The organism is Nostoc sp. CMAA1605, assembly GCF_021596505.1.
Taxonomy (GTDB): Bacteria; Cyanobacteriota; Cyanobacteriia; order Cyanobacteriales; family Nostocaceae; genus Trichormus.
This window is the reverse complement of record NZ_PJIZ01000045.1, coordinates 1-23,089: the sequence shown is the minus strand read 5'-3', so window position 1 is coordinate 23,089 and position 23,089 is coordinate 1. Positions and strand designations below refer to the sequence as shown.

Annotated in this window: 23 protein-coding genes and 2 pseudogenes; 12 read left to right on the top strand and 13 right to left on the bottom strand. The window is 38.7% G+C overall.

The window, feature by feature from the left end; translation table 11 throughout:
* Positions 1-3 precede the first annotated feature (3 nt).
* From CV014_RS16330 to CV014_RS16315, 4 genes and pseudogenes are all read left to right on the top strand, one after another.
* Positions 4-951 (top strand): F0F1 ATP synthase subunit gamma, encoded by a 948-nt coding sequence (locus CV014_RS16330; protein WP_236142992.1) that lies wholly within the window; start codon positions 4-6, stop codon positions 949-951.
* 131 nt (positions 952-1,082) lie between these two features.
* On the top strand, positions 1,083-1,385 hold the full coding sequence (locus CV014_RS16325) for a hypothetical protein (protein ID WP_103135537.1): 303 nt from the start codon (positions 1,083-1,085) through the stop codon (positions 1,383-1,385).
* A complete protein-coding gene (locus tag CV014_RS16320; RefSeq protein WP_236142991.1) occupies positions 1,373-1,609 on the top strand; it encodes a hypothetical protein in 237 nt (78 codons plus the stop codon). The genes CV014_RS16325 and CV014_RS16320 overlap by 13 nt, the downstream gene beginning before the upstream one ends.
* A 32-nt stretch (positions 1,610-1,641) precedes the next feature.
* Positions 1,642-1,731 (top strand): annotated as a pseudogene (locus CV014_RS16315) (F0F1 ATP synthase subunit gamma); the annotation flags it as partial.
* Positions 1,732-1,882: 151 nt separating this feature from the next.
* Here the strand turns inward: CV014_RS16315 and CV014_RS16310 are convergent.
* The 4 genes from CV014_RS16310 to CV014_RS16295 form a co-directional block, all read right to left on the bottom strand.
* Entirely contained in the window at positions 1,883-2,038 is a 156-nt protein-coding gene (locus CV014_RS16310; RefSeq protein WP_236142989.1) for a hypothetical protein, read from the bottom strand.
* A 112-nt stretch (positions 2,039-2,150) separates the two neighbouring features.
* Positions 2,151-2,468 carry a hypothetical protein gene (locus CV014_RS16305; RefSeq protein ID WP_236142988.1) on the bottom strand — a complete coding sequence of 106 codons (318 nt, stop codon included), beginning with the start codon at positions 2,466-2,468 and terminating at the stop codon, positions 2,151-2,153.
* Positions 2,469-2,772: 304 nt separating this feature from the next.
* Positions 2,773-3,564 (bottom strand): IS5 family transposase, encoded by a 792-nt coding sequence (locus tag CV014_RS16300; protein WP_236141255.1) that lies wholly within the window; start codon positions 3,562-3,564, stop codon positions 2,773-2,775.
* Positions 3,565-3,693: 129 nt separating this feature from the next.
* Positions 3,694-4,026, bottom strand: coding sequence for a hypothetical protein (locus CV014_RS16295; protein WP_236142987.1), 333 nt, complete (start codon positions 4,024-4,026; stop codon positions 3,694-3,696).
* Positions 4,027-4,528: 502 nt separating this feature from the next.
* Between CV014_RS16295 and CV014_RS16290 the strand changes: the two genes are divergently transcribed.
* Together CV014_RS16290 and CV014_RS16285 are read left to right on the top strand one after the other, a co-directional pair.
* Positions 4,529-4,807 (top strand): type II toxin-antitoxin system TacA family antitoxin, encoded by a 279-nt coding sequence (locus tag CV014_RS16290; RefSeq protein ID WP_236142986.1) that lies wholly within the window; start codon positions 4,529-4,531, stop codon positions 4,805-4,807.
* A 6-nt stretch (positions 4,808-4,813) separates the two neighbouring features.
* Positions 4,814-5,299 (top strand): GNAT family N-acetyltransferase, encoded by a 486-nt coding sequence (locus tag CV014_RS16285; RefSeq protein WP_236142985.1) that lies wholly within the window; start codon positions 4,814-4,816, stop codon positions 5,297-5,299.
* Positions 5,300-5,614: 315 nt separating this feature from the next.
* On the opposite strand, the gene CV014_RS16280 is transcribed toward CV014_RS16285, so the two are convergent.
* The gene (locus CV014_RS16280) at positions 5,615-6,529 is read right to left on the bottom strand and encodes a polysaccharide deacetylase family protein (RefSeq protein WP_236142984.1); all 915 of its coding nucleotides are present in this window, start codon (positions 6,527-6,529) and stop codon (positions 5,615-5,617) included.
* 952 nt (positions 6,530-7,481) lie between these two features.
* Here CV014_RS16280 and CV014_RS16275 point away from each other — a divergent pair.
* The gene (locus tag CV014_RS16275; protein ID WP_236142983.1) at positions 7,482-9,032 is read left to right on the top strand and encodes an ArnT family glycosyltransferase; all 1,551 of its coding nucleotides are present in this window, start codon (positions 7,482-7,484) and stop codon (positions 9,030-9,032) included.
* 23 nt (positions 9,033-9,055) lie between these two features.
* On the opposite strand, the gene CV014_RS16270 is transcribed toward CV014_RS16275, so the two are convergent.
* The 4 genes from CV014_RS16270 to CV014_RS30110 form a co-directional block, all read right to left on the bottom strand.
* Positions 9,056-10,315, bottom strand: a complete 1,260-nt coding sequence (locus CV014_RS16270; RefSeq protein WP_236142982.1) for a hypothetical protein — start codon at positions 10,313-10,315, stop codon at positions 9,056-9,058.
* A gap of 111 nt (positions 10,316-10,426) precedes the next feature.
* Positions 10,427-11,800: a mannosyltransferase gene (locus CV014_RS16265; protein WP_236142981.1), complete on the bottom strand. Its 1,374-nt coding sequence runs from the start codon at positions 11,798-11,800 to the stop codon at positions 10,427-10,429.
* 103 nt (positions 11,801-11,903) lie between these two features.
* Complete coding sequence (locus CV014_RS16260) at positions 11,904-13,196, bottom strand: mannosyltransferase family protein (protein ID WP_236142980.1); 1,293 nt, start codon at positions 13,194-13,196, stop codon at positions 11,904-11,906.
* A gap of 38 nt (positions 13,197-13,234) precedes the next feature.
* The gene (locus CV014_RS30110) at positions 13,235-13,369 is read right to left on the bottom strand and encodes a hypothetical protein (RefSeq protein WP_268964733.1); all 135 of its coding nucleotides are present in this window, start codon (positions 13,367-13,369) and stop codon (positions 13,235-13,237) included.
* Between the two features lie 255 nt (positions 13,370-13,624).
* Between CV014_RS30110 and dxr the strand changes: the two genes are divergently transcribed.
* On the top strand, positions 13,625-14,821 hold the full coding sequence (gene dxr / locus CV014_RS16255) for a 1-deoxy-D-xylulose-5-phosphate reductoisomerase (RefSeq protein WP_236142979.1): 1,197 nt from the start codon (positions 13,625-13,627) through the stop codon (positions 14,819-14,821).
* 362 nt (positions 14,822-15,183) lie between these two features.
* The gene (locus CV014_RS16250) at positions 15,184-15,381 is read left to right on the top strand and encodes a hypothetical protein (RefSeq protein WP_236142978.1); all 198 of its coding nucleotides are present in this window, start codon (positions 15,184-15,186) and stop codon (positions 15,379-15,381) included.
* Between the two features lie 57 nt (positions 15,382-15,438).
* On the opposite strand, the gene CV014_RS16245 is transcribed toward CV014_RS16250, so the two are convergent.
* Entirely contained in the window at positions 15,439-15,939 is a 501-nt protein-coding gene (locus tag CV014_RS16245; RefSeq protein WP_236142977.1) for an acyl-CoA thioesterase, read from the bottom strand.
* 121 nt (positions 15,940-16,060) lie between these two features.
* Here CV014_RS16245 and CV014_RS16240 point away from each other — a divergent pair, with 121 nt between their 5' ends.
* The gene (locus CV014_RS16240; RefSeq protein ID WP_236142976.1) at positions 16,061-18,118 is read left to right on the top strand and encodes a CHAT domain-containing protein; all 2,058 of its coding nucleotides are present in this window, start codon (positions 16,061-16,063) and stop codon (positions 18,116-18,118) included.
* A 454-nt stretch (positions 18,119-18,572) separates the two neighbouring features.
* Here CV014_RS16240 and CV014_RS16235 read toward each other — a convergent pair.
* Positions 18,573-18,865, bottom strand: a pseudogene (locus CV014_RS16235) (DUF1815 family protein).
* Positions 18,866-19,942: 1,077 nt separating this feature from the next.
* On the opposite strand from CV014_RS16235, the gene CV014_RS16230 reads away from it, so the two are divergent.
* Positions 19,943-20,897 (top strand): IS630 family transposase gene (locus tag CV014_RS16230; RefSeq protein WP_236141298.1). Its coding sequence is split into 2 segments (ribosomal slippage): positions 19,943-20,286 and positions 20,285-20,897, totalling 957 coding nucleotides; the frame shifts between segments, so codons are not numbered across the junction.
* Positions 20,898-21,165: 268 nt separating this feature from the next.
* Here CV014_RS16230 and CV014_RS16225 read toward each other — a convergent pair.
* Positions 21,166-21,378 (bottom strand): DUF2839 domain-containing protein, encoded by a 213-nt coding sequence (locus CV014_RS16225; RefSeq protein WP_236142975.1) that lies wholly within the window; start codon positions 21,376-21,378, stop codon positions 21,166-21,168.
* Between the two features lie 57 nt (positions 21,379-21,435).
* On the opposite strand from CV014_RS16225, the gene CV014_RS16220 reads away from it, so the two are divergent.
* Positions 21,436-21,681, top strand: a complete 246-nt coding sequence (locus CV014_RS16220) for a hypothetical protein (protein ID WP_236142974.1) — start codon at positions 21,436-21,438, stop codon at positions 21,679-21,681.
* Here CV014_RS16220 and CV014_RS16215 read toward each other — a convergent pair.
* Positions 21,666-23,089 (bottom strand): helicase C-terminal domain-containing protein (locus CV014_RS16215; RefSeq protein ID WP_236142973.1); only part of this gene is annotated, 1,424 nt, incomplete at its 5' end. The genes CV014_RS16220 and CV014_RS16215 overlap by 16 nt on opposite strands.

Sequence of the window (23,089 nt, the reverse complement as noted above, 5' to 3'; positions counted from 1 at the left end):
AATATGCCTAACCTAAAATCAATACGCGATCGCATTCAGTCGGTCAAGAACACCAAAAAAATTACAGAAGCGATGCGCCTAGTAGCGGCGGCGCGGGTGCGGAGAGCGCAAGAACAAGTGCTAGCAACTCGCCCCTTCGCTGACAGACTAGCGCAGGTGCTTTACGGTCTGCAAACCCGTTTGCGCTTTGAAGAAGCTAACCTCCCACTCCTGAGAAAACGGGAAGTGAAATCAGTAGGGTTGTTGGTAATTTCAGGCGATCGCGGTTTGTGTGGCGGTTACAATAGCAACGTTATCCGTCGTGCTGAAAACCGTACCAAGGAACTGAAAGCAGAAGGTATAGATTACACCTTCGTCATCGTGGGACGGAAAGCTGCTCAATACTTCCAACGCCGCGAACAACCCATTGACGCTACTTATACTGGTTTAGAACAAATCCCCACTGCTGAGGAAGCCACTAAGATTGCTGACGAATTGCTGTCTTTGTTCCTTTCTGAGAAAGTAGACCGCATCGAGTTAATCTATACTCGCTTCGTCTCCTTGGTAAGTTCTCGTCCCGTAGTGCAAACTTTGCTACCTCTTGACCCCCAAGGTTTAGAAGCAGCCGACGACGAAATTTTCCGCTTAACCACCCGTGGCGGTCAGTTTGAAGTAGAACGGCAAAAAGTGACTAGCGAAGCACGTCCCTTACCCCGCGACATGATTTTCGAGCAAGACCCAGTACAAATTCTGGATTCCTTGCTACCCCTATATTTGGGCAACCAATTGTTACGCGCATTGCAAGAATCTGCCGCTAGTGAACTAGCAGCACGGATGACAGCGATGAGCAACGCCAGTGATAACGCTGGTGAATTGATTAAAAGCCTTTCCTTGTCTTACAACAAAGCCCGCCAAGCTGCAATTACTCAAGAGCTGCTTGAGGTTGTTGGTGGTGCAGAAGCACTCGGTTAGGAATAAGTCAATTGCTAACTATAATTAATAGCTAATTGCTGGTGAGTTTAAAACTAGCGATTAGCTATTTTTAGTTTTGGGCATATGCGACAAACAAATGTGATACGAATCTTTGTAGTGCTAGTATTTCCATGAAGTTTGAAATTTCTACGCCCCTTGGCTTTACAGTGAGAACATCTGAAGAGTATTGGCAACGATTGATTATCAAGCATCCTGATATAGAGGAATTAGAGGAGCTAATTCAATCAGCTCTTGCTGCACCGGATGAAGTTCGACGCAGTAGCCGAGATGCAGAAGTATTATTATTTTATCGGGAACGGAAAGAAAAACGTTGGGTAGTTGCGGTGGCGCGACGCTTAAATGGAGATGGATTCCTGATTACAGCCTACCAAACAGATGCGATTAAGGAGGGCGAAACAGTGTGGCTCAAATAAAGGTGTTTTACGAACCAGAAATGGAGCTATTAAGTGTCTTTTGGCAAATACCGAGAAAAAACCAAATTGCCACTGAGCTTGGAGACGGGGTGATTTTGATTAAAGATGGGGTGAGTGGCGAGCCAATTGGTATAGAAGTTTTGTCATATCATCCAGGAGACGATCGCTTTGATGCAGTGAGTGTTGAGCTAGGGCAAATAAGTTCAATGCAACCAGTTGCCTAACAATTCCAATGTATCAGACGGACAGGTGTGTAAATCTTTCCTTGTTTTACAACAAAGCCCGCCAAGCTGCAATTACTCAAGAGATGCTTGAGGTTGTTGGTGGTGCAGACGCACTCGGTTAGGAATAAGTCAATTGCTAACTATAATTAATAGCTAATTGCTGGTGAGTTTCAAACTAGCGATTAGCTATTTTTAGTTTTGGTGGTTGGATTTTAGTTTTGATTTGCTTAGAAGTCGGGAAATACTTTTATCTCGACATTTCTATACCACAGTCTACACGGTAAGAAACCAGCCACCGCAAAGTGTGATCGCACCTGCCAGAGATAGCAGACAAGCGCGATCGCATCTTTGTAAAGAAATATTGCGATGACAACCTTGTGTAGTATGAGTGTGACATTCAGAAGCTAGTAAAAACGCGCTTGATGTCACACAAAAATAGACGCCTGGGCAGCTTAACAATTGTCACCTTGCAACTAAAGTTGACATAGCATTTATCAACAGATAAGGATTGAGCAGTTTGGTTTTTCAAATTATTTTTGAGTCAATCATATCTACTGCTGTTTATATAATGATTCATTAGTTCTTCTTGGAAAGTCTTTGATTCATTCGTTTTATGTGCTTTTAAGATAATTAATTTAGCCTCATGAGAAGCTGTTTCCCAAACTATTTCTTGTTCCTTATTACGTGTATGCAATAACTCTAATTTACAGTTGTCATAAATTTTCCAAATTTTGCTCCAGTGAAATGTTTTTAAATTTTTAGAAAGAAAATGTAAGTTACCTACTTTAAGGTTTAAATCGTCAATAATATCTTCTATCCAGGCATCAAATTCAGCTTTTTTTCTATTTCTATTAGGCATAAAACACGGTTTTAAATGACTTTCTTATATAATGCCTTGTTTCTATAAATAGTCAAGATTCTGGAGATACACCCAACTTGTTTTTTAAAATACAGTCAGGTTCAAAAAATCCATATAAGTCCATATTTTTCTAAAATCTGATCTATAAGATTTTTCATAAAGGATCATCTTTATCACGACATCGGAGTTAAAGCTTGGACTATAAGGCATTCAATCCGAGATTAACTTGCTAAAAGCGCGATCACTCTCACAGTCGTGAATTACTAGTTAAGAGGGTGTTTGAAAAGTTTTGAAGGGTGAAAATTTATGCCAGTCGCTTCGCCATGACGCGAATCATGGCAAGATAAATAAAAGTCTCCGATGTTTCGGGTAATAGCTCATAGTCTCTAACTAATCGCCGACATCCCATCAACCATCCAAAAGTTCGTTCTACTACCCAACGTTTTTTGAGTACGGTAAAGCCCTTAGTTTGTTGTGGTCGCAGAACTACCTGCACAATCCAACGGCAAAAGTCCATTACCCACTGCATGAATGGCTCGCCATCAAAACCACCGTCCACCCAAATAGTGGTCAATCGACAGACTTGGTTGTGAGATTTTTTAACCTGTTTGAGAACTTGTTTGCCTCCTTCACGTTCACCGACATTGGCCGCAGTAACCAAGACCCGTAACACTAACCCCAAGGTATCAACTGTGATAAATCGCTTGCGCCCCTTGATTTTCTTACCTGCATCGTAGCCTACGGCTTTCTGCACCATTGCAGCAGTTTTCACACTTTGACTGTCGATAATTGCCTCGGATGGACTCGGATGACGTTCAATATCAATTCTCGTCCACTCTCGTAAACTATCATGGATGTTCAACCAAGTTCCGTCTTTACGCCAGTTGCGGAAATATGTATAAACTGTCTGCCAGGGGGGAAAATCACCAGGTAAGGCTCGCCATCGTACTCCTTCTACCAGGATATAAAAGATGGCATTCAAAATTTCCCACATATCAACTTCGCGAGGACGGCCACCTCTTTTTGCTTCTGGAATTAAATCAGTAATAAGTTCATATTGAACACGGCTCAGGTTACTGGGGTATGCTTTACTCATGTCACTCTCTCGGTGCTGTGTTTTTCACTATTCGCAGCTTACACTGAGAGAGTTTTTTTACAAACTACCCGACTTTTCAAACAACCTCTAAGAGATATTAGAAAATACAAAAACTGATGGCGACTATTTTTAATATGGATAATTAATTTGCAAATCTTCTATTGGGGAGATGAGATGATTTCTAGTTGCTTCAATTACAATTGGGTTGAGAGGATGATGAGGCAGAGAAATACAATCATATTTAAACCAAATAGTTACAGCTTTTTCAAAAAGCCGATTAACTATACCTACTCCTAATTTATTATTGCCATCTCCTCTAACCCAAATTTCATAATCAGCACCAAATTCAGTTACAAATCTATCAAAGTAAGCTTTGTATTGTATTATTTGACCAGTAGTTTCATCAGAATTATAAGGTCTATCAATAGTAAGAAGTACAGGGTCAGTGTTTAAGTTGGACATAGAGGGTTATTTACAACAGTACGTCTGTACTGAAAAGTGTTAATAAAACTGTTATCACTTATTTGTTTTTTTGTCAATATATTGAATAAATCAATAAAAAAGCTAAAATCAGTGACCGAGCAAGAAGATTACGCTGTCGCGGCTGTGATAATTGTTGCCCTGGTGCGACTGCATAATAAAGCTTCTCCGCATCGCCTGTCTGGAAGCTTTATAGATGAAGCATTTTCAGAAATAAATGTACTCCCTGCTTAATTCTTGCTTATTTCTGTATGGTAGCTGGTTAGTTAGAGCGATTACAAAACTCTAAAACCATTAAGCTTGTTTGTTTTCGGCTGTTTTGTCAAGTGTGCGATCGCTCTTTCTCTGGGCTATATCTGCTGTCATATTATTTAAATGGCGATCGCTATACTCAAAAACAATTTTAATTCCTTGTTCTTCTTGTCAGGACAATGTGTGTATGCTAACTTAGGTGTTGAGAGTAAAATCTATCTACACTGAAGTTATGAGTCACTCACCAGAGTCTAGAACTGAACGGATAGACATTCGTACAAGTTCTACTGTCAAAAAACTATTGCAGCAAGCTGCGGCTGCAAGTCATAAAAACGTGAGTGAGTTCTTGTTAGAACACGGTTTAATTGCTGCTCAAAATGCTTTGACAAATCGTAAAGTCTTTGCGCTAGATGATGAACAATGGCAAGCTTTTCAAAATGCCCTTGACGCTCCCACAACAGAAAAACCCCATTTGCGTCGTCTATTAAATGAGCCTAGCGTATTTGAGTAATTTCCCTTGAATAATTTATATCTTGAGAAATTATCAGCTACCCACAATATTCAAGACTTTGATTGTGGGAAACCAGCTTTAAATAATTTTTTAATTAACTACGCTTTACAAAATAAACAATCTGACAGTTCAAAAACTTATGTAGCCTGTGTAGATAATAATGTCATTGGTTACTACACTCTCACTGTAGCTTCTGTTATTCATCAAGATGCGCCACCTCGGATAATTAAAGGATTGCCAAAATATCCTGTTCCCGTCGCTCTTTTAGCACGTCTAGCAGTAAGCAAAGATTTTCAAGGTCAGAGAATCGGAAGTGGTTTATTAAAAGACTGTCTCAAACGTGTCAACTCAGCCGCAGACATTTTAGGGATTCGTGCTTTGCTAGTTCATGCTAAAGATGAGCAAGCACGAGCATGGTATGAAAATTTTGATTTTGAACCTAGTCCCACTGATCCTTTACATCTATTTTTAATGTTGAAGGATATGCGGTAAACGTTAGAGTAACCTTCCTGATGTCAGTTTGGATTCATAGCGATCGCTTCACCCCTAACGCTGGTTATCTTAATTATTTTATGCAGTTTGAAGGGAATCCAAAAAAAGCCCAACTTTTTTAGAGTCGGGCTTTACTGTGTAGAAATATCAATACTGGTAGAGTGTTGATAACAATTAAAACCAAGATATGCTTTGCTAGTATTGGCCCCTTAATCTGTTAATTTACTAGTTATAAAAAGATAAATTATAAGGTGAAAACTATGATAGCAAAGTCTATTACTTCATTTATTGCTGATTAATTAACAATATGATGAGTTATTTCTTCTTTGCTGCCACCTTCTGGGCTTTTTCTTGCAATTCCAATAACTCTGGAACTGTTACAAAGCTATAACCTTGACTGCGAAACTTAGCAATAATTTCTGGTAAAGCTTGGATAGTTTTAGAACGATTCCCACCGCCATCGTGCATCAAGACAATACCGCCAGGTCTGGCTAGGCTAAAAACATTGTTAATTAATCTGGGTACGCTGGGTTGTGAATAGTCAACGGAATCTGACGACCACATAATAATCGCGTATTTATTATTTTTGGCATAAGCCGCCACCCCGTTGTTCATAATTCCCCCTGGTGGTCTAAATAAAGTCGGTTTCACACCAGTAATCTGATAAATTAACTCTGTTGTTTTAGTTACTTCATAAGCAGCTAATTGGGGATTCATTGCATGATACCAATGATGCCAAGTGTGATTACCAATGACATGACCCTCGGCAGCTACACGCTTGAGTATATCAGGATACTCCTTGACGTTTCTCCCAACAACAAAGAATGTACCTTTAACGTTGTTTTCTTTAAGAATATCTAATACTTGTCCTGTTGATTCAGGCCAAGGGCCATCATCAAAAGTTAAAGCAATTACTTTTTGTTCTTTACCGAGAGTTGCTGATTTAATCACGGCTCCTTGGAAGCGTGGAGGTAAAGCAGAAATTCCCTTAGCTTGTGCTTGTTGCTGCCAACTATTCAGCATCATTGTTTTTAAGCTTTCAATTCGCTTTTGAGTTCCTGGTTTAGCGGCTGATGTCGGTACATTGCTGAAATCAATGCTGTGTCTACTCTCACCATCAGATGTGTTGGGTTTTACTAACATCATCAAACCAACACTCAAACTGGCACTTAAAGCAAACAGAGCAATTAATATTCCCTGTGGCCATAGCAACGACTTATTGTTTTCCACTTCCTAGCTCCTCCAAGGTAACAACCATCAAACCCTAATGTGATGGTGATTTTTAACACATTTACAACCCAATATTTGGATACGCAGAAAATATCGGATAATCCTGAAACTTTGAATACGAATTCACAGAAATTAAGAATCTACACCCTGGGATCTTGAGCTTCAGCTTTAGGTAATAGCATTTAAATTTATATACTGATTTCCTATAGCGACTCTAGAATATTTGATACCTTTGAATACTAGCTAAATTCACTCAAGGAGTAATGAAAGATTTCATTAGCTTTACTGAACGTTTAGATATAATTACAGTCACTTAAGTGGTTTAGTATACAATTTAAAGGATTAAGTAAACTTATGTTATGAATTTCACAACTATATTAGTGTGTAGATTTTTCTCAATGTCAGTTATTCAAAATGTTTATTCAGGCTAAACATTTTAGCTGTTGGAATTTTTATACAACTACTAGTGATGATACACATTTTAATATTGAATACCATTTTTACCTTTGAAAGAAAAAATTAAGTTTTTGGTGGCTTGTTGTCTCAGTTAGACTCTATCGAGCAGGTAGACTAGACTCTGACTAAAATAGTTTCTCATAAGGAAGAGCTTTTTATAAGTTCATCTATATACTCTTTTCATCCTTGATGAGAGATCATGTTATTAAATATTGAATTTGAATCTTATTTTCAAAGAAGGACAATTTGAATATTAAGAGGTAAATGACTAGATACTTTTTTATTTGCTATTGCTAATTTATTTTATGCCCTACATTATTAATATTAAAATTAAATATATATTGTTACAGTAAAATTACTGAAATTTGTTTACCAAAAGTTTAAACTGTAAAGACTAATTCATACATATCAGAGATAATTCAAATGTGCCAAATTGTGTTTTTAGTTACTGATTACTTACCAAGGATTGCTCACAACATTATCTTAAGTTTTTGATATGCGTCCATTCCAAGAAAAAGAATGGCTATTAACTTTATCCGCATTATCGCTGTTACTGTGGTTAATTTGCTTAGGTAATTTACCCCTGCGTGATTGGGATGAGGGAACAATAGCACAAGTAGCCCGTGAAATTTGGCGATCGCCTATTGATTCTATGGGTTGGCTGTATCCAACGCTAGGGGGGGAGCCTTATCATAATAAGCCACCTTTGATACATACACTCATTGCTGGGGCTTATTCTACAGTAGGTGTGAGTGAATGGACAACACGTTTACCAGGTGCGGTGTTGACAGCTTTGGGTGTACCTTTGCTGTTTTCCTTGGGAAGATTAATTTTCGGGCGTAATTTACCTGCTGTATTTGCGGCTTTAGTGTACATGACAATGCTACCTGTAGTCCGTCACGGTAGATTAGCCATGTTAGACGGTACGCTAGTGACTTTTTTCTTGCTAGCACTGTTTTGTTTATTCCAGGCGCGAAAAAACCTCCGCTACGGGTTAGGTGTAGGCTTGGGTTTGGGACTAATTACCCTGACTAAAGGGATGATAGTTTTACTATTGGGGGGAATTATTGGTCTATTTCTCATCATCAATCGACAATGGAAATGGTGGCAAAATCCTTATTTATGGGTGGGAATCTTATTAGGTAGTCTGCCTGCGATCGCATGGTACACTGCACAGTGGCTGCATTATGGCAATAGTTTTTTACAAATCAACTTACAAAACCAAACCTTTAACCGACTCGTACAAACTGTTGAGGGAAATACAGGTTCGCCTTGGTATTATTTCATCGAAATTCTTAAATATGGTTTTCCCTGGTTGTTATTTCTCCCTGGAGGGTTATATTTAGCTGGGAAACAACGTCATACGGCTTGGGGAAGTTTAGTGTTGGTAGGAACAATAGTTTATTTAGGCACTATTTCCTTAATGCCAACTAAACTTCCTTGGTATGTCATACCTGTATATCCATTTTTAGCCTTAGCAGTTGGGGCGAAAATCAGTGAAGTTTGGGAAAAGCAACATCTGCAAAAGAGAGTTTGGACAATCATATTTGCTATTCTATCTATTGCAGGGATGGGAGGTTGCATTTATTTCGCCGCGAATGATCCTCAACCTGTGCTAATAGTAATGAGCATGGTTTTAGCCGTGAGTATGGGTAGTGTAGCATGGCTAGTGAGTAGGAGCGATCGTCGTTTCATTCCTGTGTTATTTATCGGAATGTATTTGGTTTTAATGTTACTTATGACTTCCAAATCTTGGATATGGGAATTAAACGAAGCTTTTCCCGTCAAACCAGTAGCGGAATTAATTCGCAACCATGTTCAACCAGGGACAAAAATCTACACTTCTTTTGCTTATGGTCGTCCCAGCTTAGATTTTTACTGTGACTGTAGAGTAATACCTGTAAAAAAATCAGACTTACCACAATTTTTGCCTAATGATTCCTATTTACTTTTAGATAATACAACTTTGAATAGCATTAATGTAAAAGATAATCAATCACTGGGTACAGCCGGAGACTTTACTCTGATTGCACCAGTAAGCAATTAATTGATATGTTTACATCTTTACTTTTAAGCTACCCATAGATTTTGTGAAAATCGTATAGAAAAAGTAATTAAAAGTATGGTAAAAAACGCCATAGCGGCATATCCCCAACGAGAATAGCGAGATAGCAACATCCCCAAAGCAATGCTGAGTGATACTATACCGTAAGCGATGCGATTCATGGATATAGTTCCCCCAGATGCAAAAATTAGTCCCAAACCGCAACAACCGTAAACAAAAATTATTGAGAGGAGTTGAGAACGTAAGTGCCATAATAAGTAACCACCTCCCAAGACTATTCCCACATTAATTAAAGGATCTCCCGCTAATAACCAGGCTAATAATATTAAGATGAAAAACGCATAATCTACTTTGAGAGAACCTAAACGTTTACGGAAATACCATAATAAATAAGCGATAATGATCAAACTCAAAAACAGCAGTGGATACCAAGGATCTTTAATATATCCAGACTTGACATTTACCGGGCCTATAATTATCTGCATCAGTATCTTTAACCAACTTTGCCATCGGAATCCCAATTCAGTCCGCCATGCTTTTTGTGCGTGAACAAATGCTAAAAAATCGCCAAATTTAATTTGACAGTATATACTGTATAGGAATATGCCAATACCACTGGCTAAACTGAAAATATAGGCTTTGATACCTCTACTTTCCTTGAAGGATACGATCAATAACGATAATATTAAAGCGATTCCTGTCGGGCGAGTGGCTGTAGCCATAGCACCCCAAATAGCCATTTGAACATATTTTCTTTGATCAAAAGCTTTTAAAGTTGCTGTACTCAACAATAAATATAATCCTTCTGTATAAATTACTGTGCCGAATAATGACATAGGAAAGAAAGTCATTACAGCCAATACCCATCTTGCAACTTTAATGCCATAGCAATTATTTATCCAAGAGAATAATACAATTAGTGACCATAAAAAAGCTAAATTATTTAGTAATGTGCCTGCCAATTTAAATGGTAAACCCAAAATAATTAATCCTCTTAATATCAGAGGAAATAGAGGAAAAAATACAACTGAATAGTCTTGATTTATGACTGAATAACCATAACCTTGGATTGCTACCTTTTCATAATGAACACTATCAAAGGCAGAAAAAACGTCCCAATCTAAAGTTGCAGCTATGCCGTTGTTTGGTGCAGGTAGTAAGGGTGCAATTCCCAACATAGCAATAATTATAAAGAATCTGCTAAATAACCAAATTCCGATCACAAATAACCAATCATTGCTAAAAATATAATTATTTTTAATCATTTATTTTATTGATAAAATTAGTTATTCATAAATAATTGATAAATCAGTCGGTTTTATTATACGCATTCTGTTGTTCATTTATCTTGACTACACCATCAAATCAGTGATTTCTCAACCTAACCATTTATCTTGTCCGTAATTATACCATTGTTCAATCAAAGCAATTGCAGAGACAAAAATAAAGATAAATATAGCATCATAGCCTTTATTTTTTGGTATTAGATAACGATATGTATAGCCAACTGCTATAAAGAAAAAAGGTAAAGCAAATATAAATCTACCTAAACTAAAAAGACGGTCTTGCGTAAAAAATACAATGATACAGTGAATAATAGTAAAATAGATAGAAAACCAAAAAATATAGTTTTCATTGAGGAAAGAAACATAATTATTATTCATCAATTGCTTAATATATTCATCATGTCTAACTTTGTGATATTTCAGTAAATTAAATATATATAAAATAACTAATAATGGCGGGTAGATAAAGAGAATGTTCCATAGTCGAGATTGGGGAATAAAAAATGGTATGCTTTTTTGATAAATTTCTAAATATACACAGATAATAGCCAAAAACAAAACTATAAAAGGTAAGTAAAGAGCTAACAAATCAAATAGTAATGATTTTGGGGTGAATAAAAGTTCTAAATGCAGTCCTAGACTCTTACCCCACAGTTTTTGATCTTGAAACGGAGCCAGAAAATCCCCTCGGTTAATTAGACAAAAACTACCATAGACAGAGTAGCCTAATAATGCTGATATCCAAATATTAATAGTTAGTTTAATCTCATATAAATGCTGACTGATGATAGTGAATATACTACCTCCCAAACTCTGTTTTTCTTGGAGGTATTGTATATACACAATAGTTCCTAAAGTAGCAAGAGAAGAAAAACATATTTGAATAAGTACAGGTCTAGTTAAAGCCAACAAAAATGTCAGCATAAAAATTAAGCACAGTTTAATATTTTGATTAATTTTTAATCTAGGTAAGCAAACCCAGATAAATAATGTACTCAATAGCGCAAATAAACTTTCGGTGTAACCTATAAAACGAAATATAGCCATAGGGTTCACAGAATATGCCAGAACTAATAAGAAAGCTAAACTTACTCTCTTGAAAGCTATGTTAAAAACCCAAAAAAGCGCAAAAATCCCAATAAAAGATAGAAAATTCGCTACTACTAGAAAGTAGTGTGCTGCTTGTTCTATATTCTGGGGATGAAATAAGCTCCGAATAATAAAAGGCCAAAGAGGATAAAAAGCATTACAACTAGGATTGATAGCCAATGCGGCGTAATGTTCTACATCCCAGTAGTAACTTCTATGAGGTAGTTGTGGTGGAATTGCCCTGTATAACTGTGTAGGTGAGAAAAATTTATAGAAGGATTCTGGATTTAATAACATTCCCAGGATAGTACAAAATAAAAATCCAGAAAATATAATTAAAGGTAAGGCGAACAATACATATTTCTTTTTATTCATTGATTTATCAACCAATAATAAATCATTATCCTGATAATTTAGGAATAACTTTGAGTTATGTTTGATTTTATCAATCAATGATCAAAGATAGAAATGCAAATTATTAACCTACCCATTGTTCTTGAGCAAATCCCACAGCGAGTTTAGCAAGTAAGGCGACGAATAAACCCAAGGTGAAAGATCCCAAACGCGGATGACGAGAAACTAATAGACCCATTGCGACATTCAAGGGTACAATCCCATAGGCAAGACGACTGAGGGAAATAGTACCACCGGAAGCTAACAATAAGCCCACACCGCAAAAACCATACATCAAAGTGACTGGGGTGAGTTGTTGACGACAACACCACAAACAGTAAATACCACCCAACACCATAAAAGCATTGAGTATTTGATTCATTAAATTGGTATCTGTCCAAATTAGCAGTAATAAAACTAGGGTGTAAAAACCATAGGCTAAGTTAACAGCAATCCAAGACTTACGGAAATGGTATAAACAATAAGCACCGATACTCAGTAATATAAAAATTAGCGGATGCCAGGGATCATTAATCCAGCCTGATGTAGCCTTTACCCAACCAAATTGCCAGTTTTTCTCACCTACAACAATTTGCATAACCATATTTAACCATCCTTGCCAATCAAATCCCAAGGAAGGCCGCCAACCGCGCTGTGCTGCAATAAAGGCTAGGGGATCATGAAAGCGGATAGTACAGTAAAGACTAAATAATAATACTCCGGTGGCAGTGGCTAAACTCGCGAGATAAGCGATCGCATTTCTCCGTTCTTTAATTGCTGCCATAATCAAAGCAGGTATTAACGCTAACCCTGTCGGACGCGTCGCTGTGGCCATTGCTCCCCAAATCGCCATCCAGCTATACTGTTTTGTATCAAAGGCTCTTAAAGTGGCTGTACTCAGAAATAAGTACAGTCCCTCGGTATAAATTACCCCCGTAAACATCGAAGCAGGATACCAACACAGGATAGCTGTACCCCACTGAGCGACTCTTATACCGTAAAATTCCTTTAACCATAAGTATAAACAGTACAGGGCAGCTAAAAATGCCAAGTTATTAATTAATAATCCTGCAACTTCAAAGGATAACCCCAACTGCATTAATAACTTGATAGAGAAGGGAAACAAGGGAAAAAAAGCTAAATTGTGTTGTTTACCATCATTGACAAATTCGTAACCAGTAGTGGCGATCGCTCGATAGTGTACACCATCCCAAGCATCAAAAATACCCCAATGCCAATGAATTGACGAAAATAATGTTGGTGTAATTAACAACATTGTTGTCCAGATAATGACTCGACTGAGAAACCACATTAATACGGGGAAGAAAATATGATTTTTCCACAAAACTTTTCTAATTAATATCTGAACTGTCGTCACGTCACTTTGCTCCGAATTCAAAATTCAAAATTTAAAATTCAAATTTTATAGTGGTGAGTGGTGAGTGCTGAGTGCTGAGTAATGAGTGCTGAGTAATGAGTTAGGAGATAAATTCTACTTTGTCTACCTTGTCCCCAATCCCCAATCCCCAGTCCCCAATCCCCAATCCCCAATCCCCTCCTAAGTATCCGACTTGACAAAGAAAATTTATGTAAATTTAATGCCACAGTGATACTTATAGAAATTCTTAAACATTTTTATCATTTTAAGCATGGATAATGACCTATTTAGTATTTTGATATACTAAGTTTGCGTATTTATGGTAGTAAATTTATCATACGAAAGACAGTACGAATTGTTGCGATCGCTGTTCTGAATGAGTACGTGGCAATTTATAGTGGGAGTTAGCTGTAAATTCTTAAGCAATTGTGAAAGCTATAACTCTTGTTGGTTCTACCGGCTCTATCGGTACGCAAACTTTAGATATTGTTACTCAGCACCCAGATCAATTTCGGATTGTGGGTTTAGCAGCTGGGAGCAATGTAGAAATGCTCGCCGCCCAAATTCGGCAATTTCGACCACAAATAGCCGCTATTTCCGCCGCCGAAAAACTCCCAGCACTCAAAGCAGCCTTACAAGACCTTGATCCCCAACCAATTTTACTCGGTGGTGAGGCTGGGGTCATCGAAGTTGCTCGCTATGGTGATGCGGAAACGGTGGTGACTGGTATTGTGGGTTGTGCAGGGTTGCTGCCAACTATCGCCGCCATTGAAGCTGGTAAAGATATCGCTTTAGCCAATAAAGAAACCCTGATTGCTGGTGGCCCAGTAGTTTTACCACTAATAGAAAAACACGGTGTTAAATTACTCCCGGCTGATTCTGAGCATTCGGCGATTTTCCAATGTCTCCAAGGCGTACCTCAAGGCGGCCTGCGGCGAATTTTACTCACAGCTTCGGGAGGAGCATTCCGAGACTGGCCAGTAGAAAAGTTAGCAGAAGTGACGGTTGCTGATGCTCTCAAACATCCTAACTGGTCAATGGGCAGAAAAATCACCGTTGATTCTGCCACTTTGATGAATAAGGGTTTGGAAGTCATCGAAGCACATTTTTTATTTGGTTTAGATTACAAAGATATTGAAATTGTCATTCATCCCCAAAGCATTATTCACTCGCTGATTGAATTACAAGATACTTCTGTACTAGCACAACTAGGCTGGCCAGATATGCGTTTACCCCTGTTGTATGCCATGTCCTGGCCAGAACGCATATACACTGACTGGGAAAGACTAGATTTAGTCAAAGCTGGTAATCTAACCTTCCGTGAACCAGATCACCAAAAATATCCCTGTATGCAGTTGGCTTATGCGGCGGGTAAAGCTGGCGGTTCGATGCCTGCGGTGTTAAATGCTGCTAATGAACAGGCTGTGGCTTTATTCCTAGAAGAGAAAATCAAATTTTTAGACATTCCACGTTGTATTGAATGGGTGTGCGATCGCCATCAACATGATAACTGTGCAAATCCCTCTTTAGATGACATTTTGGCAGCAGATCAATGGGCAAGACAAGAAGTATTAACAGCTACCAAAAGTTTTGCTAGCGAACCACGTATGATCTCTGTCAGCTAAAAAAGGTACTAGAACAAAAAGGCAAAAGTCCAAAGGTAAAAAATTCCTGTCCTTTGCCTTTTACCTTTTTATTTCTGAGCCTATTCTTAGTCTCTATTTTTACCTCTTCCGCCAAAATAATTGACTAATTATGTCTAAGATACTAGTTTTCTTTCCGGAATTAGTATAGGTTGCTGTGGTATAAATATCAGACTAATAGTAGCCGAAAATTCTGATTGTTAAATTATAAATATTTTTGTCAAAACAACACTGTGTTGAAATTTGACAAGTAATAATGAAAACCCAAGTATGTATTCTGGTGTAGTGCTGGCTACTAATCAACAGTGTCTGACTAACCACCATCAAATTCTGAAAACTATATTATGATTCCTACCCTAATTGTAGCTTGGATTGTTTTTATCATTGTTTGGAGAATATTAAAAGCAACTATTAGTAATGCCTTGATGATTGCAGCAATTCTTATTTTATTACATATTGGTTTTGGGATTACGCCGCAGGATATTTGGCAACAAATTATGAGACTGATTCAAACAGTATCAAAATTGAATCTGGGTAATTAGAGTAGATCAATTATGGTGACTGTCAACAGTCAATAGTCAACAGTCAACAGTCAATAGTTAATTATTCTTTGGTGCAGCCAGTTTAGCAAAAGCATCCTGAACAGTGGGAGGTAACTGGCGCATGATTTTACCTCGTTCTCTGTCTAAACCGACTAAAGTCACTTTGGCTGTAACGTATAATTGCTGTCCATCGGTGGAAACAATAGCATAATCCCAGTTGATGCGGACACCAGTCACATCAGCCATGCGCGTTTTGACTACCGCATCCATTCCTAACTGAATAGAAAGATGGTAGCGAATCGAGATTTCTACAACTGGTAAATCACAGCCTAAAGCTACTAAATCAGCAAAATTGATCCCAATAGAACGCAAACATTCTACCCTTGCTTCCTCCATCCAAGTAAGGTATGTGCCGTGCCAAACAATACCAGCATAATCAGTGTGGTGGGGATGAACTCTGATAGGATGTGCAAACCAAGTATCAAATTCACTTACCTTGGGAAGTTCAATCGCACTAGTAGGTGGTAATTGCGCTTGGTTAGATTGTTCTTCAAACATCTTTTTGTTGATTAATTGCTAGGTAGTTCCAAATTATGGAATAACACAAAAAGGCATTGAATTATAAAATAAGTCCCATTGATCAGTATCTACGCTCCTCAATATTAAGGAGTGTTTTTTTATGTACTCTAATTTTAAATCTTACTTAATTATCATCTTTCTAGGGGTTGTCCTGGCTAGTTGTCAGAACTCAGAACCGTCAAATCAGGATTTAAAACCTACTGTGGGGAGTGGAAATACAGCTCCATCTGCAATATCTCCTGATGATGCCCAAATAGTAGCACAGTTAAATTCGCAAGCGATCGCTGCATCTCGAAAAGGGCAGTTTCCTACTGCGATGAATAAGCTAGCAAAAGCTTTAGAGATGACTAAAACTAAAGCTACACCATTTTGGGAAGGTGTGACTTTTAATAACATGGGTAGAGTCTATCAGGCTCAAGGTGATTATTCCCAAGCATTGCAGGCTTATCTCCAAGCAGGAGTCATTTATCGGCAAATAGATGATCCCATCCAACGAGGTAAAACTTACAGTAATATCGGTTACTTGTTTGAGGTACAAAATCAACCAGAGTTAGCTATTTTCTTTTACAAGCATTGCCTGATTAATCGTGAGTTAGCACGTTTGCAACCATCAGCGATGTCTGAGCCACAACCAGATGCTTATAACATTACTGTAGCTCAAACTTACCGTCTTTTAGGAGAGCATCTGCTGAAGCAAGGACGCGTAGCTGAAGCGCAAAGGACGATTGATTTACTCAAAGTAGAAGAATTGCAAGGATATATGCAGAATATTCCTGGTAATCAACGTACTACCACAGGAATCGATTTAGTTTCCGGTGAAAAAGCCGTAAAACAGAAATTAGAACAAACCTTAAATAATTCCATAGCGATAGGTAAGGAATTAGATAGTATTAGACAAATATCACCCCAAACGCGATCGCTAAAGCAAACACAACGCCTCCAGGAATTGGTGAACAAGCAGCAGCAACAATTAGCAGCCTTTAATAAGTTTCTCTCTAGTCCAGCTATTACCACCCAACTACAAAAAATTAGTCAAACTGCTAGGCAACAAAATCTAGATTTAGAAAATATCAACTCTTTAAGGGATGATTTAGCTAAATTACCGCAAAAATCGGCAATTATCTATCCTTTAGTCCTCCCCAACCGCTTAGAATTGGTCTTAGTGACACCAGAATCACCGCCAATTCATTACACAATTGCAGTCAGTGAAGAAACACTCAATCAAACCATCACGGCTTTTCGTCAAGCCTTAATCAATCCCAGTCGTGATGTCAAAACCCCTGCACGCCAATTATACAACTGGCTAATTAAACCTCTAGAATCGGAACTCCAACAGGCAGGGACACAAACTTTATTGTATGCACCTGATGGGAAGTTACGTTATATTCCCTTGTCTGCTTTGTATGATGGTAAACAATGGTTAGTACAAAAATACAGTGTTGACTATATTACATCCGCTAGTTTGACTAACCTAAACACCAATCCTCATAAGGATTTGCGGATTTTAGCTGGGGCGTTTACTAAGGGTAGTTATCAAGTAGCATTAGGTAATCGTCGTGTAGCCTTTTCTGGCTTACCATTTGCAGCCGTTGAAGTGAATTCTTTAGCCTCTACCTTTCCTCAAACTAAAACACTGTTAGATCAGGCTTTTACTCCTGAAATTACAGTCCCGCAAATGGATGATTATACAATTGTTCATTTAGCGACTCATGCAGCGTTTGTAGTGGGTCAGCCGCAAGACTCGTTTATTCTATTTGGCAATGGCGAGCGCGTCAATCTTACAGATATTGCTAGTTGGTCATTACCTAACGTCGATTTAGTTGTTTTGAGTGCTTGTGAAACTGGTTTAGGTGGTGAATTAGGTAATGGTCAAGAAATTTTAGGCTTTGGCTACCAAATTCAAAAAACTGGTGCAAAGTCTGCGATCGCTTCCCTCTGGACGGTAGATGATGGTGGTACGCAAGTCCTGATGAATGCTTTTTACGCCAAACTAGCCACAGGAAAGATGACTAAAACTACTGCTTTACAACAAGCACAGTTAAGTTTAATTAATGGTGACTCATCTACAGGCAATAAATCAAATTCAGTTCCCAATATTGGTAGTTTTAATCACCCATACTACTGGGCATCTTTCATTTTAATTGGTAATGGGTTGTAGAAGAATTACTTATATTTTTGCAGATTAAGCTAACGCAGACGTAATTCACTACGCCCAAAAACGCTAACCTAATTCAAATATGATTGAGCAAAATTCCAGCTAATATCTCAACTTCCTCAACAGAAAGTAACACAACTGGGAAAACCCAACCTCTGTCAACCAACGTCAAAGCACTAGAATTCAGTTCGTAGTAAGGACTTTAGTCCTGAATTGGGATAGGTAGTATTGTTTCAAGATTCGGGAATAGGCTAAGAATCTAGGTTTTGAATCCAAAATCCTTGCATCCAAAATCCAAAATTAGTATGAGACTGGATTTGGGTAGCCACAACGGACACAGTACAGCATTTGGCTGGTTGATTATCAATTAACCATTGCTCATGAAAATTTAACCGATGCTCAATTTGAGGATCGATTCTGGACGATTTGTGGTAATCACACCCAAATACAGATATTTTTAACCTCTTTTCGCCAATACCTTAGCACCCGCAACAACTGGTGTAGGTTGCTTGACGAGATTTGCTAACTCTTGCAATTGATTAATTGCTTCTGCACCTTCTAATTTCATTAATTCCCGATCATCACGCATTTCTGTCCAGGTAATCCCATAATCGGAGACTAAAAACCTGATCAGGTGGTTATTGCCCAGGCTGACCATAAATGAAGCACTGTTCATTTGATCGCCACAAGTATAACAGGATGCAGGATATCCCGTCGTTCTAGTACGATTGCCAAGGCTTGTAGATTCATTACCAAGTCTTGAACGAACTGCCGATGTTGATGCGCTAGTCTTAGAAACACTTTTGTCCTCCAGACACCACAGTCATTTGAGTTTCTTTTATATTTTCTTTAGATTTTTCCACCCATTGGTATTGTAAACTATTCATTACAATTACCGGACATTTGTTCAGGTAGTTTGTAACCCACCTTGGCTTAGGGTAAGAAAAAACTGCATCAGCTGCCGTATCAAACTATTCAGTTTGCAAAATTAAATTTGCGGGTGGAATCAGCCAACTTGATACTTTCTTTACAAAACTCTGTCAGTTTCTTTTTGTAATAGCAGCGATCGCTCTTAAGATTAACCTAGTTTTAGCCTTTGTCAACCACAGAAAAAGCACTGATTGCTACTCATCAGGTTTTTACATTTAGTGCCAGTAATGATCAGGGTAAGTGACAAAGTATAATTCTAATTCGGCTGCAAGCTTGACAAATCTTTGATCGAGATTAAGCTAGACTGCGGCTGCAAGGTAGAAAAGTAGTAGAAGAGTATAAATATTTTCATTACCCCGCAATAAAGTAGCTCAATCATCTAGAGAAAAACTCCTCAATATAATTATTTAATTTTTATCCCAAGAAATAATAATCATTTATTAATCTTGCCTCCATTGGTTGTTTCTAGCGCGGAGATTGCCAGTACCGAAGAATATTAAGGGATTTCCCGCTACAAAAATATACAATCGCTTTGGTGAGTAAGGGACACAGGGGACGCAGGGGGAGAAGAATCTAATGATGATAAGTAGGTCGGCGTAAATAATTATTGTTGGAATAAGGCAGGGGGCAGGGGGCAGGGGGAAAAAGAGTTTGAGCCTTATTTACTTTTATTCACATAGTTTGGTTTTATTGCACCGACTTACTTATTTGCTCTGATTGAATACTTTATTGTCTGGAAGTCCGTCAGCTAATTTTTGATAAACTCTGTTAGCCAATCATATGGAAGAGTAGAGGTGAGTCACTCTAACGATGGGTAGAAATCATAGTTATAGCCTTTCCCAGTCTGCTGAAGTACAATTGAGCAAATAAAGCTGTACATACTAGTCTAGGGTAAAAATGAAAGCATATTCCCTCGATTTGCGTCAAAAGATACTGGATACATATTTAAAAGATGGAATATCACAACGACAGTTAGCAGAAAGATTTGGTGTAACTTTAGGATTTATAGAGAAATTACTGAAACAGTATAGAGAAACAGGAAATATCGCACCGAAAGTCAGAACACAACAAACGCCACCAAAGCTAAACTCTCAGCAATTGAATGTGCTTCAGGAAATAGTAGAAGCCAAAAATGATGCCACTTTATCAGAAATTCGGGAGCTACTCAAACAAAAAACAGGAATAACCATTGGGATTTCGACAGTAGACAGAATGTTAAAGAGGATGGAAATTAGCTTAAAAAAAAACATTGCACGCCGCAGAAAAAGATACTCCAAGAGTTCAAGCGTTAAGATTACAGTTTTGGCTACAAATACGAGGAATACCAGCCCAAAAGCTGATATTTCTAGATGAAGCCGGAGCGAATCTATCTTTGGACAGACAGTCTGCTCGTGCCAAAAAAGGTGAAAGAGCGCATGGTCAAAGACCGCAAAAACGTAGTAAAAATGTCTCGATAATTGGTGCAATTGGTTTGAGAGGAGTCGTTAGCCAATACAGTATTTTAGGAGCGACTGATGGTCTAACATTTGAGGCTTATATTTCGCAAAAACTAGTTCCGAAACTGAAGAAAGGTGATTATGTAATCATGGACAATTGCTCAATTCATAAAGGTGGGGATATTGAAAAACTCATCGAATCTGCTGGAGCTAAGTTGATTTATTTACCACCGTATTCTCCTGATTTTTCACCCATTGAAAATTGTTGGTCAAAGATTAAGAATGCACTCCGTTCTATCGGTGCTAGGAGTTATCCAGATTTAGTAATAGCAATTGAAACTGCTTTTAGCCAAGTCTCTTTAGATGATATTTTTAATTGGTTTACTCATTGTTGTTATTGTACTTCACTAGACTGAGAAAGGCTATAGCTTAACAATCGGGATGCTTAAAACACCCATAAAAGCCCTGATAAAACTAATTCGCAATGAACTAACGTTCTCTTAAGCTAATACAATTAACTGTTGCCATAGGGATTTAAGTATAGCGACTGGAAAAATACTATAATTCAGTTCGTAGTAAGGACTTTAGTCCTTGTCTGTTCGCGCAGCATCTCGGAGAGAGAACTAAAGTTCTCACTACAAACCTTTAATGATTTACCTTGATCTACTTCACCCAAAAGAGATACTAAACAACGTGCCACCAGCCAAAACCAGGGCCGATAAAACGAATAGTCACCCAAACAAAAACTAAAATGCCGATGCAGACCCAAGTTCCGCGAGTAGTCCACGTCATGAATAGTTCTGCTTGGCTTTTAGTAATGGGAACCCAAGGTAAGATCCGATTTTCTTGACCGTATTGTTCCTTCAGTGATTCTTTACGACGCTTTGCTTCACCCATAATCAGAAATCCACAACTCAACGCAGGTTCTCAGTCGATGTCATGAGGTATTTTAGCTTGAAAAGAGGGGCGGGGGGTTGGGGACTGGGGATTGGGGACTGGGGATTGGGGACTGGGGATTGGGGACTGGGGATTGGGGACTGGGGATTGGGGACTGGGGACTGGGGATTGAGGACAAGGGAGACAAGGGGGGCAGGGGGACAAGGTAGAATTTATTTCCTAACTCATTACTCATTACTCATTACTCAGCACTCATTACTCAGCACTCAGCACTCAGCACTCACCACTCACTCCTCACCCTGAGTAAATAAACTCGGATCTAGATAGTTAAGACGGGCTAACGGACTCAAGGCTGTGAGAATTTGAGAACCGTAGCTACGGTTGATGACGCGACTATCTAATAGGGCTACAATGCCTTGATGCTCACGTAGAGGTGCGATCGCTCGTTGTAGTTCATTTAAGGCTGTAGGTAAAAGAAATAACCGAAACCAATCTTGATGCGATCGCTTATAGTAAGCTACCCTACCAGCGACTAAAGGATGTTCTAGAGATGGTAAAGGTAAAGTTGCAATAATTAACAATTGGGGTGCGGGTAAAACGGCTTGATGTTCGCGCCAAAATTCCCAACCAGTGATTAAAATACCATTGTCATCTAAACAGGTTTTTTCTACTTGTACTCTTGTGCCGAACTCGGCGGCGAGAATTGCACCGGTTTGGGCTTTGAGTGGTACATCCCCCACTAATACCACCGTCAAGCCTGGGGCGGTAGAACTCAAACACAGGAGTGTCCGCACCTTATGAATAAATGCCCCTTGAAATTCTGGTGTATTGGGTAGAGGTAACTTATAGGGAATATGCAGTTGAATGGCTTCTGACTGACTATCAGAGGCGAATTTCAAGCAGGTAATGTCATCATTTAACCCCAAACGCTGGCGAAATAAGGGAGCTTCGGTTTCTGGCTCAAAAGCACTACCCACTAAAACTACAGGTTGTCTTTGCCAAATGGGGGCGAGAATACTGCCTAATTCTATAGGGGCGTAATGTAGAGAGAATAAGCCCTGACGACGGGCAATAGTAGACCAAAAAAGGTCAGGGACAGAATTTTCGTTGAGTTTTTGGAATTGTTGACAAAATTGTTGCCAAACTGTGGGGATATTATCAACGGTTGCTAAAACTTGACATAGACTGCTTAAGATATCCGCTTCTGATTGAGCAATTAAATAACACTCGTAAGGGTTGGCGGGATGTTGAAATAATTCATGGGTGAGCTGCGCCCTCAAAGAACGGATGGTGTCAGCTTGTTGGGGACAAGCTAAGAGTAATTGATCCCAGTCTGGGGGTGCCATGGTGTTAGTAAGCTGCTGACGTACCCAATCTTCTAAATCATCCACACCATCAATGATGGTAGGAATCCCTGGGGGAAAACTAGGGCTGGGTAATAGCTGACCTTTTAACCAAGCTTCTGGGGTGGTGAGAAGTAGCCCTTGGAACTCAGCATTAGGCCAAGCGTCACCTGTTCTGATTGGTTTATTAACTTGTAACCATTGCTGTAAACGGGGAATTTCCACCCGCAATAGACGTTGCTGTACTGTTTCTGTAGCCACAATAATTACAGACCCTGGCCACATTAAAGCCGAGGCGATAAAACTGGTGCGATATCGGCCTTGATAGCCACAAACCGCCCCTACCTGAATTAATGCGCTGCGTCCTA

Coding starts and splice junctions, on each gene's coding strand:
- CV014_RS16330 (WP_236142992.1), top strand. CDS start 4: ATGCCTAACCTAAAATCAATACGCGATCGCATTCAGTCGGTCAAGAAC.
- CV014_RS16325 (WP_103135537.1), top strand. CDS start 1,083: ATGAAGTTTGAAATTTCTACGCCCCTTGGCTTTACAGTGAGAACATCT.
- CV014_RS16305 (WP_236142988.1), bottom strand. CDS start 2,468: ATGCCTAATAGAAATAGAAAAAAAGCTGAATTTGATGCCTGGATAGAA.
- CV014_RS16300 (WP_236141255.1), bottom strand. CDS start 3,564: ATGAGTAAAGCATACCCCAGTAACCTGAGCCGTGTTCAATATGAACTT.
- CV014_RS16295 (WP_236142987.1), bottom strand. CDS start 4,026: ATGTCCAACTTAAACACTGACCCTGTACTTCTTACTATTGATAGACCT.
- CV014_RS16290 (WP_236142986.1), top strand. CDS start 4,529: ATGAGTCACTCACCAGAGTCTAGAACTGAACGGATAGACATTCGTACA.
- CV014_RS16275 (WP_236142983.1), top strand. CDS start 7,482: ATGCGTCCATTCCAAGAAAAAGAATGGCTATTAACTTTATCCGCATTA.
- CV014_RS16270 (WP_236142982.1), bottom strand. CDS start 10,315: ATGATTAAAAATAATTATATTTTTAGCAATGATTGGTTATTTGTGATC.
- CV014_RS16265 (WP_236142981.1), bottom strand. CDS start 11,800: ATGAATAAAAAGAAATATGTATTGTTCGCCTTACCTTTAATTATATTT.
- CV014_RS16250 (WP_236142978.1), top strand. CDS start 15,184: ATGATTCCTACCCTAATTGTAGCTTGGATTGTTTTTATCATTGTTTGG.
- CV014_RS16245 (WP_236142977.1), bottom strand. CDS start 15,939: ATGTTTGAAGAACAATCTAACCAAGCGCAATTACCACCTACTAGTGCG.
- CV014_RS16240 (WP_236142976.1), top strand. CDS start 16,061: ATGTACTCTAATTTTAAATCTTACTTAATTATCATCTTTCTAGGGGTT.
- CV014_RS16225 (WP_236142975.1), bottom strand. CDS start 21,378: ATGGGTGAAGCAAAGCGTCGTAAAGAATCACTGAAGGAACAATACGGT.